At 71.7% G+C, this 15332-nt stretch carries 1 protein-coding gene; it reads left to right on the forward strand.

Features of this window, described 5'->3' with window-relative positions; translation table 11 throughout:
* Window positions 1–2: 2 nt before the first annotated feature.
* Window positions 3–15329: an SDR family NAD(P)-dependent oxidoreductase gene (locus AC27IY_RS07270; RefSeq protein WP_487177483.1), complete on the forward strand. Its 15327-nt coding sequence runs from the start codon at window positions 3–5 to the stop codon at window positions 15327–15329.
* Window positions 15330–15332: the final 3 nt, after the last annotated feature.

Raw genomic sequence — 15332 nt, forward strand, 5'->3', positions numbered from 1 at the left:
TCATGTCGGGCGATGACCGGCTGCGTGACTACCTGCGCAGGGCCACCGCGGATCTCCAGGAGACCCGGCGGCAGCTGCGCGAGGTGACGGAGCGGGCCCGGGAGCCGATCGCGATCGTCGGCATGGCCTGCCGGTACCCGGGCGGGGTGGCCACCCCGGAGGAGCTGTGGACCCTGGTGGCGGACGGCCGGGAGGGCTTCTCCGGCTTCCCGACCGACCGGGGCTGGGACGTGGACGCGCTCTACGACCCGGACCTGTCCCGCCCGGGAACCAGCTACGTGAACCGTGGCGGGTTCCTGGAGAGCTCCGGCCAGTTCGACGCCGACTTCTTCGGGATGAGCCCGCGCGAGGCCACCGCCACGGACCCGCAGCAGCGGCTCATCTTGGAGACCTCGTGGGAGGCCCTGGAGCACGCCGGCGTCGATCCGTCCGGGCTGCGGCGCAGCCGTACCGGGGTCTACGTCGGGGTGATGGCCCCGGACTACGCGATCGGCTACGGCCGGGACGTGCCCGAGGCCGAGGGCCTGCTCAGCACCGGATCGCACGGGAGTGTGGTGTCGGGGCGGGTGGCGTACGCGTTCGGCCTGGAAGGGCCGGCGGTGTCGGTGGACACGGCGTGTTCGTCGTCGCTGGTGGCGCTGCACCTGGCGGCGCAGGCGTTGCGTTCGGGCGAGTGCGATCTGGCGCTGGTCGGCGGCGTGACCGTGATGTCCACGCCGGAGACGTTCACCGAGTTCGCCCGGCAGCGGGGGCTGGCCCCGGACGGCCGGGTGAAGGCGTTCGCCGACGCCGCGGACGGCACCGCCTGGGGCGAGGGCGTCGGGGTGCTGGTGGTGGAGCGGCTTACCGACGCTCGCCGCAACGGGCACCGGGTGCTGGCGGTGGTACGCGGCAGCGCGGTCAACCAGGACGGGGCGTCGAACGGGCTGACCGCGCCGAACGGTCCTTCCCAGGAGCGGGTGATCGCTCAGGCGTTGGCTGCTGCCGGGTTGGTGGCGGCGGACGTGGACGCGGTCGAGGCGCACGGTACGGGGACCGCGCTGGGCGATCCGATCGAGGCGCAGGCGCTGCTGGCCACGTATGGGCGGGGGCGGCGGTCGCCGTTGTGGCTGGGGTCGGTGAAGTCGAACCTGGGCCACACCCAGGCGGCGGCCGGCGTGGCCGGTGTCATCAAGATGGTCATGGCGATGCGGCACGGGCTGTTGCCCAAGACGCTGCACGTCGATGCCCCGTCGTCCAAGGTGAACTGGTCCGGTGGCGCGGTGGAGCTGCTGACCGAGGCCCGGCAGTGGCCGCGGGTCGAGGGGCGGCCGCGTCGGGCCGGCGTGTCGTCGTTCGGGTTCAGCGGCACCAACGCTCATGTGATCTTGGAAGAGCCGCCTGTCGAGGAGCCGACGGCTGAGGAGGCGTCGTCAGGCTCGGCCGTGCCGGTGCCGGTGCCTGTGGTGGTGTCGGCCAAGAGCGAGGCGGCGTTACGGGCGCAGGCCGGGCGGCTGGCCGGGTTCGTGGCCGAGCATGATCAGGTCGATGTGCTGGACGTGGCCGTCGCGTTGACCCGAAGGGCCGGCCTGGAGCGTCGAGCGGTGGTGCCGGTCGCGGCTGCGGACCGGGAGGGTCTGCTGGCCGGGTTGCGGGCGCTGGCTGCCGGTGAGTCGGCGGCTTCGGTGGTGCAGGGGCGGGTGCGGCCGGGCCGGGTCGCGGTGGTGTTCTCCGGTCAGGGTGCTCAGCGCGCGGGGATGGGTCGTGAGCTTTATGCGGCTTTCCCGGTGTTCGCCCGGGCTTTTGATGAGGCGTGTGCGCTCCTGGAGGCGGAGTTCTCCGCCGCCGATGTCGCAGGGGACCTGCGGGAGATCATCCTCGGCGAGCGTGGTGCCGATGGGGTGCTGGATCAGACGGTGTTCGCGCAGGCGGGGCTGTTCGCGTTCGAGACGGCGTTGTACCGGTTGCTGGAGTCGTTCGGGGTCCGGCCGGATTTCGTGGCCGGGCATTCGCTGGGTGAGATCAGCGCGGCGCATGTGGCTGGGGTGCTGGATCTGGCGGACGCGTGCCGGTTGGTGGCGGCTCGTGGCCGGTTGATGCAGGCGTTGCCGGCTGGTGGCGCGATGGCGGCGATCGGCTGCGGCGAGGACGAGATCGCCCCCGTTCTGGCCGGGCTCGACCGGGTGGCTATCGCGGCGGTGAACGCGCCGGGCGCGGTGGTGGTCTCGGGTGCGGCCGGTCAGGTGGATCAGGTCGTGGAGTGGGCGCGGGAGCGCGGGTATCGGACGCGGCCGTTGCGGGTGTCGCACGCGTTCCATTCGCCGTTGATGGAGCCGATGCTGGCCGAGTTCGCCGCGGTGGCGTCCTCGCTTGCGTTCCACCCGCCGACCGTGGCGCTGGTGTCAGGGGTGAGCGGGCAGCTGGCCGGGCCGCAGATCACCGAGCCCGGCTACTGGGTGGAGCACGTACAGCGGCCGGTGCGGTTCGCCGACGTCGTCACCACCCTGCGCGGGAACGGGGTCGGCTGCTTCCTGGAGGCCGGTCCGGACGCCCAGCTGACCCCGATGATCGAGCAGACCCTCGCCTACGAGGACGGCGAAGAGCCCTCCGTGGTGGCCCTGCTGCGCCGCGACCGGGACGAGACCGCCCAGCTGGTCGCCGGGCTGGGCCAGGCATGGACGTCTGGCACCGATGTGGACTGGACCGCCTGGCCGGCCTGGGCCACCGGGGCCGGAAGGGCCGGCGCCCGCATCGGCGATCTGGACCTGCCCACCTACGCCTTCCAGCGGCGGCATTACTGGCTGCTCCCGCCGGGGCGTCCGCAATCGGGTGGAGCCGCCGGCACCGACCGGCCTTCCGTGTTCGAAGTGGCGTGGCGGCAGGTGGGAGCGGCATCGGCACCCCTTGGTGCGGCGGACGACGGCGACACACTCGTCATCGATTCCACCGACGGAGCCCAGGACGCCGGCGATGTGATCGAACGGGTGCGGAGCGCTCTGCGTACGGTCCTGGGCGACTTGCAAGGCTGGTTCACCGAGGGGGACCCGCGGCCGGTGGCGGTGGTGACCCGGGGCGCGGTCGCCGTGGCCGACGGGGAGACGCCGGACCCGGCGCAGGCGGCGGTCTGGGGTCTGGTGCGGGCCGCCCAGTCGGAGGAGCCCGGCCGGATCACCCTGATCGACCTCGACCCGGAGCCGGAAGGCGCGCAGGCCGCTCTCGGTGAGGAGGAGGCGTCGGCGAGTGCTGTGCTGGCCGCCGTCGACGGTGGTAAGGACGGCCTTGCGGATGAGGTACGGGCCGCGCTGGCTTGTGGTGAGCCGGAAGTGGCGCTGCGCGGCGGCGGGTTGTGGGTGCCGCGGTTGTCGCATGTGGAATCTGTCGATCCGGATGGTGGAGCTTCCTCGTCGCCCGTGGAGGGCGAGGAGGGCGTGGCGGCTTGGCCGGTCGATGGGACCACGCTGATCACTGGCGGCACCGGTGGGCTGGGTGCGCTGGTGGCCCGGCATCTGGTGGCTGAGCATGGTGTGCGGCGGCTGGTGCTGGTCTCCCGTCGGGGTCTGGATGCTCCTGGGGCTGCCGAGCTGCGTGATGAGCTGGTCGGCCAGGGCGCTGAAGTGACGGTCGCCGCCTGTGACGTGGCTGACCGGGACGCGCTCGCCGCGCTGCTGGAGGACGTCCCCGACCTGCGCGCGGTGGTGCATGCGGCGGGGGTGGTCGATGACGGGGTGATCACGTCGTTGTCGGCTGAGCGGGTGGAGTCGGTGCTGCGGCCGAAGGTGGACGCGGCCTGGCATCTGCACGAGCTGACCCGTGATTCCGGTCTGGCTCGGTTCGTGGTGTTCTCCTCGCTGGCCGGGGTCGTGGACGGGGCCGGGCAGGGGAACTACGCGGCGGCCAACGCCTTCGTCGATGCTCTGGCGGTGGCACGGGCTGCGGCCGGTTTGCCGGCGGTTTCGCTGGCGTGGGGGCCGTGGTCCGAGGAGCGGGGCATGGCCGGCCGGATCGATGCGCGGGATGAGGCGCGGATGCGGGCGGCGGGGCTGGTCTCGTTGACCGCGGGTCAGGGCCTGGCCCTGCTGGACGCCGGTCTGGAAGCCGGCCAGCCGTTCTTGGTGCCGGCGCGGTTCGATCCGGCCGCGCTGGGACGGCGTGGCGATCTGCCGGCGCTGTTGCGTGAACTTGCGGGTCCTGCCGCGCGTCCCGCCGCCCCTTCCGGGGCCTCGGCCGATGACGCGGATGGTGGGGTGCGGCCGGTGGTGGCGGAGCTGGCGCATCTGTCGGCTCAGCAGCGGCAGCGGCGGTTGCTGGACGTGGTCTGCGGCGAGGCGGCGGCCACCTTGGGCCATGACAGTGCTCAGGCCATCGATGCCGATCGGCCTTTCCAGGAGTTCGGGTTCGATTCGCTGACCGCGGTGGAGCTGCGTAACCGGCTGCACGCGGTGACGGGGCTGCGGCTGACTCCCACGCTGGTGTTCGATCACCCCACTCCGCGTGCGCTGGCCACGCATCTGGACGCGGCTCTGTCGGGTACCGTTGCCCGTCGTCCGGTCCCGGCCGCCCCGTCCAGCGGCTCTGCTGGTGATCCGATCGTGGTTGTCGGGATGGCTTGTCGTTTCCCCGGCCAGGTCACCAGTCCCGAAGACCTCTGGCAGCTGCTGATCGACGACCGTGATGGCATCACGGGCTTTCCCACCGACCGAGGCTGGAACCTGGGATCGCTGTTCCATCCGGATCCCGACCATGCGGGAACGTCGTACGTACGCACTGGTGGATTCCTGTCCGGTGCCGCCGACTTCGACCCGGAGTTCTTCGCGCTCAGCCCGCGCGAAGCGGTGGCGATGGATCCCCAGCAGCGGCTCATCCTGGAAACCTCGTGGGAGGCCCTGGAGCACGCCGGCATCGACCCAGCCGGACTGCGCGGCACCCCGACCGGGGTGTTCGCCGGAGTCATGGCCAACGACTACGGTTCCGGCGCGGTCGCCACACCGGAGGCCGAGGGCCTGGTGGCCACCGGAACACAGGGGAGTGTGGTTTCCGGGCGGGTGTCGTACGCGTTCGGCCTGGAAGGGCCGGCGGTGTCGGTGGACACGGCGTGTTCGTCGTCGCTGGTGGCGTTGCATCTGGCGGCGCAGGCGTTGCGCTCGGGTGAGTGTGATCTGGCGCTGGCCGGTGGCGTGACGGTGATGGCCACGCCGGATGCGTTTGTGGAGTTTTCGCGGCAGCGGGGGTTGGCTGCTGATGGGCGGTGCAAGTCGTTCGCCGAGGCGGCTGACGGTGTCGGCTGGGGCGAGGGCGTCGGTGTGCTGGTGGTGGAGCGGTTGTCGGACGCTCGCCGTCGTGGGCATCGGGTGCTGGCGGTGCTGGCCGGTAGCGCGGTCAACCAGGACGGGGCTTCCAACGGGCTGACCGCGCCGAACGGCCCCTCTCAGGAGCGGGTGATCGCTCAGGCGCTGGCGGCCGCTGGGCTGACGCCGGGCGATGTAGACGTGGTCGAAGCGCACGGTACGGGAACGGCGCTGGGCGACCCGATCGAGGCGCAGGCGCTGCTGGCCGCCTATGGCCAGGACCGGCAGTCGCCGTTGTGGCTGGGGTCGGTGAAGTCGAACCTGGGCCACACCCAGGCGGCGGCCGGTGTGGCCGGTGTGATCAAGATGATCCTGGCGATGCGGCACGGCGTGCTGCCCAAGACGCTGCACGTGGATGCGCCGTCGTCGAAGGTGGACTGGTCGGGCGGGGCGGTGGAGTTGCTGACCGAACCTCAGCCCTGGCCCCAGGACGCGGACCGGCCGCGTCGGGCGGGGGTGTCGTCGTTCGGTATCTCCGGCACCAACGCACACGTCATCCTGGAAGAACCGCCAGTTGAAGAGCCGTCGGCCGTCGGCACTGTGCGGGACGATGAGGAGCCCACGCAAGAGCGGGCGGCCATCCCCGACGCAGCCTCCGAAGACACTGTCGCGCTTCCGGTGGTGGTGTCGGCCAAGAGCGAGGCGGCGTTGCGGGCGCAGGCCGGTCGGCTTGCCGGGTTCGTGGCCGAGCACGATGAGGCCGCTCCGGTGGAGGTGGCGGCCGGGCTGACGCGCCGGGCGGCGCTGGAGTACCGGGCGGTGCTGCCGGTGGCGGACCGGGAGGGTCTGCTGGCCGGGTTGCAAGCGCTGGCCGCCGGTGAGCCGGCGGCTGCGGTCGAAGGCCGGGTGCGGCCGGGCCGGGTGGCGGTGGTGTTCTCCGGTCAGGGTGCTCAGCGGGCGGGGATGGGTCGTGAGTTGTATGCGGCTTTCCCGTTGTTCGCTCGCGCCTTCGACGAGGCGTGTGCGCTCCTGGAGGCCGAACTCGATACCGCAGGAGACCTGCGGGAGATCATTTTCGGCGAGCGTGGCGCCGATGGGGTGCTGGATCAGACCGTGTTCGCGCAGGCCGGGCTGTTCGCCTTCGAGACGGCGCTGTACCGGCTGCTGGAGTCGTTCGGGGTCCAGCCTGACTTCGTGGCCGGGCATTCGCTGGGTGAGATCAGCGCCGCGCATGTGGCCGGGGTGCTGGATCTGGCGGACGCATGCCGGTTGGTGGCCGCTCGCGGCCGGTTGATGCAGGCACTGCCGACCGGTGGCGCGATGGCCGCGATCGGCTGCGGCGAGGACGAGATCGCCCCTGTGCTGGCCGGGCTCGACCGGGTGGCCGTGGCTGCGGTGAACGCGCCCGGTGCGGTCGTGGTCTCGGGTGCCGCTGACCAGGTGGAGCAGGTCATCGAATGGGCGCGGCAGCAAGGGCACCGGACCAGGCCGTTGCGGGTGTCGCACGCGTTCCACTCGCCGCTCATGGAGCCGATGCTGGCCGAGTTCGAACAGGTCGTGGCCGGGCTGACGCTACGGCGTCCAGAGCTGGCGCTGGTGTCCAATGTCTCGGGCGAGCTGGCCGGCGAGGAGATCACCAAGCCCGGCTACTGGGTCGAGCACGTGCGGCGCCCGGTGCGGTTCGCCGACACCATCACCACCCTGCGCGAGCACGGAGTCAGCTGCTTCATCGAGGCCGGCCCGGACGCCCAGCTCACCCCCATGATCGAACAAACCCTCATCGACGATGAGCCCTCGGTGGTGGCGCTGCTGCGCCGCGACCGCGACGAGGCCACCCAACTGGTCACCGGACTGGGCCAGGCCTGGACCTGCGGCACCGCCGTGGACTGGACCGCCTGGCCGACCGGGCCGGCCAACGCCCGCACCGGCGACCTGGACCTGCCCACCTATCCCTTCCAGCACCGCCGCTACTGGCTGCAGTCGGCTCCATCCGGCGACCCGGCCGCGCTCGGCCAGACGGCCGCCGATCACCCGATCCTGGGTGCGGTGGTGGAGCAGCCCGACGGCGGCGCCATCCTGACCGGCCGGTTGTCGGTCACCACCCAGCCCTGGCTGGCCGATCACGCCATCAACGGCACCGCGATCCTGCCCGGCACCGCCTTCGTCGAGCTCGCCCTGCGCGCCGGCGACCAGGTCGGCTGCCCGGCCATCGACGAACTCACCCTGCACACTCCGCTGCCCATCCCCGACGCCACCAACGACACCAACGGCGGCGTAGTCGTACAGGTCATCGTGACTGGACCAGACGAGGACGGCCGTCGCCAGATCGGCATCCACTCCAAGGACGAGCACGGGAACTGGACCCGGCACGCCACCGGCACCCTCACTCCGACCCCCTTCATGCCCGCCGACCTGCTCCACGCCTGGCCGCCGCCAGACGCCCAGCCGCTGGACGTCGCCGGCCTGTACGACCGCCTGGTCGACCACGGTTACGGCTACGGCCCCGCCTTCCACGGCCTCACCCGCGCCTGGAGAAACGGCGACGACCTCTACGCCGAAGTAACCCTCCCCGAAGCAGCCGGACAAACAGCCCGATACGGCCTGCACCCGGCCCTCTTCGACGCGACGACCCACGTGGTGCTGCTGGCCGGAGAGGACGCCGGGGAGGGTGTCCCGCTGATCCCGTTCAACTGGAACGGCGTCACCCTGCACGCCATCGGCGCCACCGCACTGCGCGTACGGCTGCACCCGGAGCCGGATGGCGGGTTCCGGCTGGACCTGGCCGACCCAACCGGCCGGCCGGTGGCCACCGTGGAGACGGTGGCGTCCCGGCCGGTGGCCGAGACGGATCCGTCGGCACCGACCGCGGCGTCGGTGGCACGCTGGCTCACCGAGGTGGTGTGGCGACCGCTGACCGGAGCCTCCACCGACGAAGGGGGAGAGCCGGCGCTGCGTGGCGGCACCGTCGTCGTGGACGCCACCGGCGACGACGACGCCGGCGACCTGCCCGACAGGGTACGGCGCCGCGTCGCAGCGGTGCTGGCGGAGCTCCAGGACCGGCTCGCCGAGGAGGATGAGCGACCGGTGCTGGTGGCCACCCGGGGCGCGGTCGCCGTGGCCGAGGGAGAGACGCCGGACCCGGCGGGCGCGGCGGTCTGGGGATTGGTACGTGCGGCCCAGCAGGAACACCCCGGCCGGATCACGCTGGTCGATCTGGAGCCGGCGCGCACGGGAGGGCCCGCCGCACTGGAGAGCTTGGCGCTCCCCGGCGACGAGCCAGAAGTGGCCATCCGCGATGACCGGACATGGGTACCCCGGCTGGAGCGGGCCCACCTCGGCGAGGAGCCCGGAACGGCCTGGCCGGTCGATGGGACCACGCTGATCACTGGCGGCACCGGTGGGTTGGGTGCTCTGGTGGCGCGGCATCTGGTGGCTGAGCATGGTGTGCGGCATCTGGTGCTGGTCTCCCGCCGAGGTTTGGACGCGCCTGGCGCGGCCGAGCTCCGTGACGATCTGGTCGGCCAGGGCGCCGAGGTGACGGTCGCCGCGTGTGATGTGGGCGATCGGGACGCTCTGGCCGTTCTGCTGGAGGACATCTCCGACCTGCGCGTTGTGGTGCATGCGGCGGGGCTGGTGGATGACGGGGTGATCGGTTCGTTGTCGGCTGAGCGGGTGGAGGGGGTGTTGCGGCCGAAGGTGGATGCGGCCTGGCATCTGGACGAGTTGACGCGTAAGCGGGATGTGGCGCGGTTTGTGGTGTTCTCTTCGCTGGCGGGCACGTTGGGTGCGGCGGGGCAGGGCAATTACGCGGCGGCGAACGCTGCGCTGGATGCGTTGGCGGTGTCCCGGGTTGGGGCTGGTCTGCCGGCGGTTTCGCTGGCGTGGGGTGTGTGGGATGCCGAGGAGGGCATGGCCGGTCGGTTGTCCGATCGGGAGCGTGAGCGGATGGTGCGGGAGGGTTTGATCCCGCTGTCGGCTGGTGTGGGTCTGTCGGTGCTGGATCGGGTGGTGGCCGAGGGTCGTCGGGGTGTTGTGGTGGCGGCCGGTTGGTCGTTGGGGACGTTGCGTGCGGGGTCGGCGGAGCGGTTGCCGGCGTTGTTGCGTGATCTGGTCGGTGTGCGTCGCAGGGCCGCGGCGGATGTTCCGGCGGGCGGTGGCTCGTTCGCCGAGCGGCTGGCCGAGCTGTCTGCCGCTGAGCGCCAGGCAGCGGTCATGGAACTCGTACGTGCACAGGCCGCCGCCGTGCTGGGGTACGGCGCGGCCGAGTCGGTCCCGGTGGACCGGGCCTTCCAGGAGTTGGGCGTCGACTCGCTCATGGCAGTGGACCTGCGGAACCGGCTGGGCCGGGCGGTCGGCCTCACCCTGCCGGCGACGCTGATCTTCGACCACCCGTCGGTGAAGGCGCTGACGGAGTTCGTCCTGCGCCGGCTGGTGGGCGGGCAGGCCGACCAGCGGAGGACGCGGCGGCCGGCGGCGGTCACCGACGATCCCGTCGTGATCGTGGGGATGGCCTGTCGTTATCCGGGTGGGGTGGATGACCCGGAGCGGTTGTGGCGGTTGCTGGTCGACGGTGTGGACGCGGTGGGTGGCTTCCCGGGTGATCGTGGCTGGGATGTTGCGGGTCTTTATGATCCGGAGCCGGGGAAGCCGGGGCGTAGTTATGCGCGGGAGGGTGGGTTCCTGTACGGGGCGGCGGAGTTTGATCCGGCGTTCTTCGGGATCAGTCCTCGTGAGGCGGCGGAGATGGATCCGCAGGAGCGGCAGTTTCTGGAGGTGTGCTGGGCGGGGTTGGAGCGGGCCGGGATTGATCCGACGTCGCTGCGGGAGAGCAGTGCCGGGGTGTTCGCCGGGGTGATGTATCACGACTATGCGCCGTCGGGCACGGGCGGAGCTACGATCTCGGGCCGGGTGGCGTACACGTTGGGCCTGGAGGGTCCGGCGGTGTCGGTGGACACGGCGTGTTCGTCGTCGTTGGTGGCGTTGCATCTGGCGGCGCAGGCGTTGCGTTCGGGCGAGTGTGATCTGGCGCTGGCCGGGGGCGTGACGGTGATGGCCACGCCGGATGCGTTTGTGGAGTTTTCGCGGCAGCGGGGTCTGGCTGCTGATGGGCGGTGCAAGTCGTTCGCCGAGGCGGCTGACGGGGTCGGCTGGGGCGAAGGCGTCGGTGTGCTGGTGGTGGAGCGACTGTCGGACGCCCGCCGCAACGGGCACCAGGTGCTGGCGGTGCTGCGTGGCAGCGCGGTCAACCAGGACGGTGCCTCGAACGGGCTGACTGCGCCGAACGGTCCCTCTCAGGAACGAGTGATCGCGCAGGCGCTGGCTTCGGCGGGGATCGGTCCCGCGCAGGTGGACGTGGTCGAAGGACACGGCACCGGCACCGCGCTGGGCGACCCGATCGAGGCCCAAGCGCTGCTGGCCGCCTACGGCCAAGACAGGCAGTCCCCGTTGTGGCTGGGGTCGGTGAAGTCGAACCTCGGCCACACCCAGGCAGCGGCCGGAGTCGCCGGCATCATCAAGATGATCCTGGCGATGCGGCACGGCGTGCTGCCCAAGACCCTCCACGTGGACGCGCCGTCGTCCAAGGTGGACTGGTCCGGCGGCGCGGTCGAACTGCTGACCGAACCCCAGCCCTGGACGCGCGCTGCGGACCGGCCACGTCGGGCGGGAGTGTCGTCGTTCGGCATCTCCGGCACCAACGCCCACATCATTCTCGAAGAACCCCCGGCCGAGGACGAGCCGCTCACCAGGGAGCCGTCGGGTGAGCGGGACGGCCGCCCGGCCACAGCGGCCGAGGGCGACCCTGCGGTCTCGCCGGTGACGGTCCCTGTGGTGGTGTCGGCCAAGAGTGAGGCGGCGCTGCGGGCGGCGGCCGGTCGGCTGGCCGGGTTCGTGGCCGAGCACGACGAGGCCAGTCCGGTGGAGGTGGCGGCCGGGCTAACGCGCCGGGCGGCGCTGGAGTACCGGGCGGTATTGCCGGTGGCGGACCGGGAGGGTCTGCTGGCCGGGCTGCAAGCGCTGGCCGCCGGTGAGCCGGCGGCTGCGGTCGAGGGCCGGGTGCGGCCGGGCCGGGTGGCGTTGCTGTTCTCCGGCCAGGGTGCCCAGCGGGCGGGGATGGGTCGTGAGTTGTATGCGGCTTTCCCGGTGTTCGCTCGCGCCTTCGACGAGGCGTGTGCACTGCTGGAGGCCGAGTTCTCCGCCGCCGATGCCGCAGAGGTGGTGGGCGGCCTGGCCGGTGGTGTGCGCCTACGGGAGATCATCCTCGGCCAGACCGATGGGTCTGAGGCTGCCGCGTCTGGCACTGCTGCTGGTGGCGTGCTGGATCAGACGGTGTTCGCGCAGGCCGGGTTGTTCGCCTTCGAGACGGCGTTGTACCGGCTGCTGGAATCACTGGGAGTCCAGCCTGACTTCGTGGCCGGGCATTCGCTGGGTGAGATCACCGCGGCACACGTGGCCGGGGTGCTGGATCTGGCGGACGCGTGCCGGCTGGTGGCCGCTCGCGGCCGGCTGATGCAGGCACTGCCGACCGGCGGCGCGATGGCCGCGATCGGCTGCGGCGAAGAAGAGATCGCCCCTGTGCTGTCCGGGCTCGACCGGGTGGCTATCGCGGCGGTGAACGCGCCCGGCGCGGTCGTGGTCTCGGGTGCCGCTGACCAGGTGGAGCAGGTCATCGAATGGGCGCGGCAGCAGGGGCACAGGACGCGGCCGTTGCGGGTGTCGCACGCGTTCCATTCGCCGTTGATGGAGCCGATGCTGGCCGAGTTCGAGCAGGTCGTGGCGGGGCTGACCTTGCGGCGTCCGAAGTTGGCGCTGGTGTCCAACGTCTCGGGCGAGCTGGCCGGCGAAGAGATCATCGAGCCCGGCTACTGGGTGGAGCACGTGCGGCGGCCGGTGCGGTTCGCCGACACCGTCGCCACCCTGCGCGGGCACGGGGTCGGCTGCTTCCTGGAGGCAGGTCCGGACGCCCAGCTCACCCCGATGATCGAGCAGACGCTAGCCAACCACGAAGACGGTGACGCCGGCAGTGCTGACGGCGACGACCCCACGGTGGTGGGGTTGCTGCGGCGCGACCGGGACGAGACCGCTCAACTGGTCACCGGACTGGGTCTGGCCTGGACGCGTGGCCTCAGCGTGGACTGGACCGCCTGGACCACCGGGAAGGGATCGGCCGGCACCCGCATTCGCCATCTGGATCTGCCCACCTATCCCTTCCAGCACCGCCGTTACTGGCTGCACACGGCTCCGGCTGGGGACCCGGCCGCGCTTGGTCTGGGTGCCGCTGATCATCCGATCCTGGGTGCGGTGGTGGAGCAGCCCGACGGCGGTGCCATCCTGACCGGCCGGTTGTCGGTCGCCGCCCAGTCGTGGCTGGCCGATCATGCCATCAACGGCACCGCGATCCTGCCCGGCACCGCCTTCGTCGAGCTCGCCCTGCGCGCCGGCGACCAGGTCGGCTGCCCGGCCATCGACGAGCTCACTCTCCACGCCCCGCTGCCCATCCCCGACAGTGATGGCATCACTCTCCAGATCATCCTGAGCCCACCCGACGAGGACGGTCGGCACCAGATCGGCATCCACTCCAAGGACGACCACGGGAACTGGACCCGGCACGCTTCCGGCACCCTGACCCCCACCCCCAGCATCCCCGCCGACCTGCTCCACGCCTGGCCGCCGCCAGACGCCCAGCCGCTGGACGTCGCCGGCCTGTACGACCGGCTGATCGACCACGGCTACGGCTACGGCCCCGCCTTCCACGGCCTCACCCGCGCCTGGAAAAACGGCGACGACCTCTACGCCGAGGTCTCACTGCCGACGGATGTCGCAGATCCGGCGGGCTACGGCGTGCACCCGGCGCTGCTCGACGCGGCGATGCACGTCGGCATGCTGGCCGGGCAGGACGCCGGACAGGAAGAGGCCGGTCCGCTGATCCCGTTCAACTGGAACGGCGTCGCCCTGCATGCCGCCGGTGCCACCTCTTTGCGGGTGCGGCTGCGTCGGCTGGAGGGCGAAGCGGTCACCCGGCTGGACGTGGCCGACTCGTCCGGCCGCCCGGTGGTGTCGGTGGAGGAGCTGACCGCACGACCGCTGACTCCCGAGCAGTTGAGCGGCGCGGTCCCGGACAGGTGGCTGTACGAGGTGGCCTGGCGGCCGCTGGCGACGAACGAGCGCGAGGCCGCTGCCGGGGCGCTGGATGTCACGGTGCTGGATGCCGCTTCTGCGGTGGGAGCGGGATCTGCTGCCCGAGGTGCGGGGGCTGGTGACGGCAGGCCGGTGGACGGTGACGTACCAATACGGGTACGGCGGGCCGTCGGACACGTGCTGGGCGAGTTGCAGACCTGGCTGGCCGAGGGCGACACGCGACCGATGGTGGTGGTGACCCGAGGCGCGGTGGCCGTGGCCGATGGCGAGGTGCCGGATCCGGCGCAGGCGGCGGTCTGGGGCCTGGTACGGGCCGCCCAGGCGGAAGAGCCCGGCCGGATCACCCTGATCGACCTCGACCCAGAGCTCGAAGGCGCGCAGGCGAGTGCTGTTCCGGTCACCGTCGACGGCGGCGAGCATGGCCTTCAGGGCGGTGTGCGTACCGCACTGGCACTTGGTGAGCCGGAGGTGGCGCTGCGCGGCGGCCGGCTGTGGGCGTCCCGGATGACGCACATCGCATCCCCCGGTGGAGCCTTCCCATCGCCAGGGGCTGGCGGCCAGGATGCCGACGTCATGTGGCCGGTCGATGGGACCACGCTGGTCACCGGCGGCACCGGTGGGCTGGGTGCTCTGGTGGCGCGGCATCTGGTGGCTGAGCATGGTGTGCGGCATCTGGTGCTGGTCTCCCGCCGTGGCTTGGACGCGCCTGGCGCGGCCGAGCTCCGTGACGATCTGGTCGGCCAGGGCGCTGAAGTGAGGGTCGCCGCCTGCGATGTGGCCGATCGGGACGCTCTGGCCGTTCTGCTGGAGGACATCTCCGACCTGCGCGTTGTGGTGCATGCGGCGGGGCTGGTGGATGACGGGGTGATCGGTTCGTTGTCGGCTGAGCGGGTGGAGGGGGTGTTGCGGCCGAAGGTGGATGCGGCCTGGCATCTGGACGAGCTGACGCGTAAGCGGGATGTGGCGCGGTTTGTGGTGTTCTCTTCGCTGGCCGGCACGTTGGGTGCGGCGGGGCAGGGCAACTACGCGGCGGCCAATGCCGCGCTGGATGCGTTGGCGGTGTCCCGGGTTGGGGCTGGTCTGCCGGCGGTTTCGCTGGCGTGGGGTGTGTGGGATGCCGAGGAGGGCATGGCCGGTCGGTTGTCCGATCGGGAGCGCGAGCGGATGGTGCGGGAGGGTTTGATCCCGCTGTCGGCTGGTGTGGGTCTGTCGGTGCTGGATCGGGTGGTGGCCGAGGGCCGTCGCGGTGTTGTGGTGGCGGCCGGTTGGTCGTTGGGGACGTTGCGTGCGGGGTCGGCGGAGCGGTTGCCGGCGTTGTTGCGTGATCTGGTGGGTGTGCGGCGCAGGGTCGCGGCGGATGTTCCGGCGGGCGGTGGCTCGTTCGCCGAGCGGCTGGCCGAGCTGTCTGCCGCTGAGCGCCAGGCAGCGGTCATGGAACTCGTACGCGCACGGGCAGCGGCGGTGCTCGGCCACGACACGCCCGCGTCCGTGCCGGTGGATCAGGCATTCCAGGAGCTGGGCGTCGACTCGCTGGCGGCGGTGGAGCTGCGCAACGGGCTCGGTTCCGCGCTGGGGCTCCGGCTGCCGACCACCTTGGTGTTCGACCATCCATCGGTCCGGGCGGTCGTCGACTACCTGATCAAGCGGATCGCGCCGAAGACCGACGGCGGGGGTCACGGTGCCGCCAACGGCCGGGACGAGACGGCGATCCGCGCAGCGCTGCAGACCGTGCCGCTGGCGACACTGCGCGCCGCCGGACTGCTGGACGCGCTGCTGGAGCTCGCCGGAATGCACCCCGAGGGTACGAACGGAGCCGCAGCCCCGGACGAGGCGGCGGACCTCGACGCGATCGACGAACTGGACGCCGAAAGCCTGATCAGGATGGCCCTGAACAACGGGGAACCGGATGACGAGATCGAGGAGGGCTGAGGA

The sequence above is a fragment of the Nonomuraea sp. B208 genome (assembly GCF_057536035.1).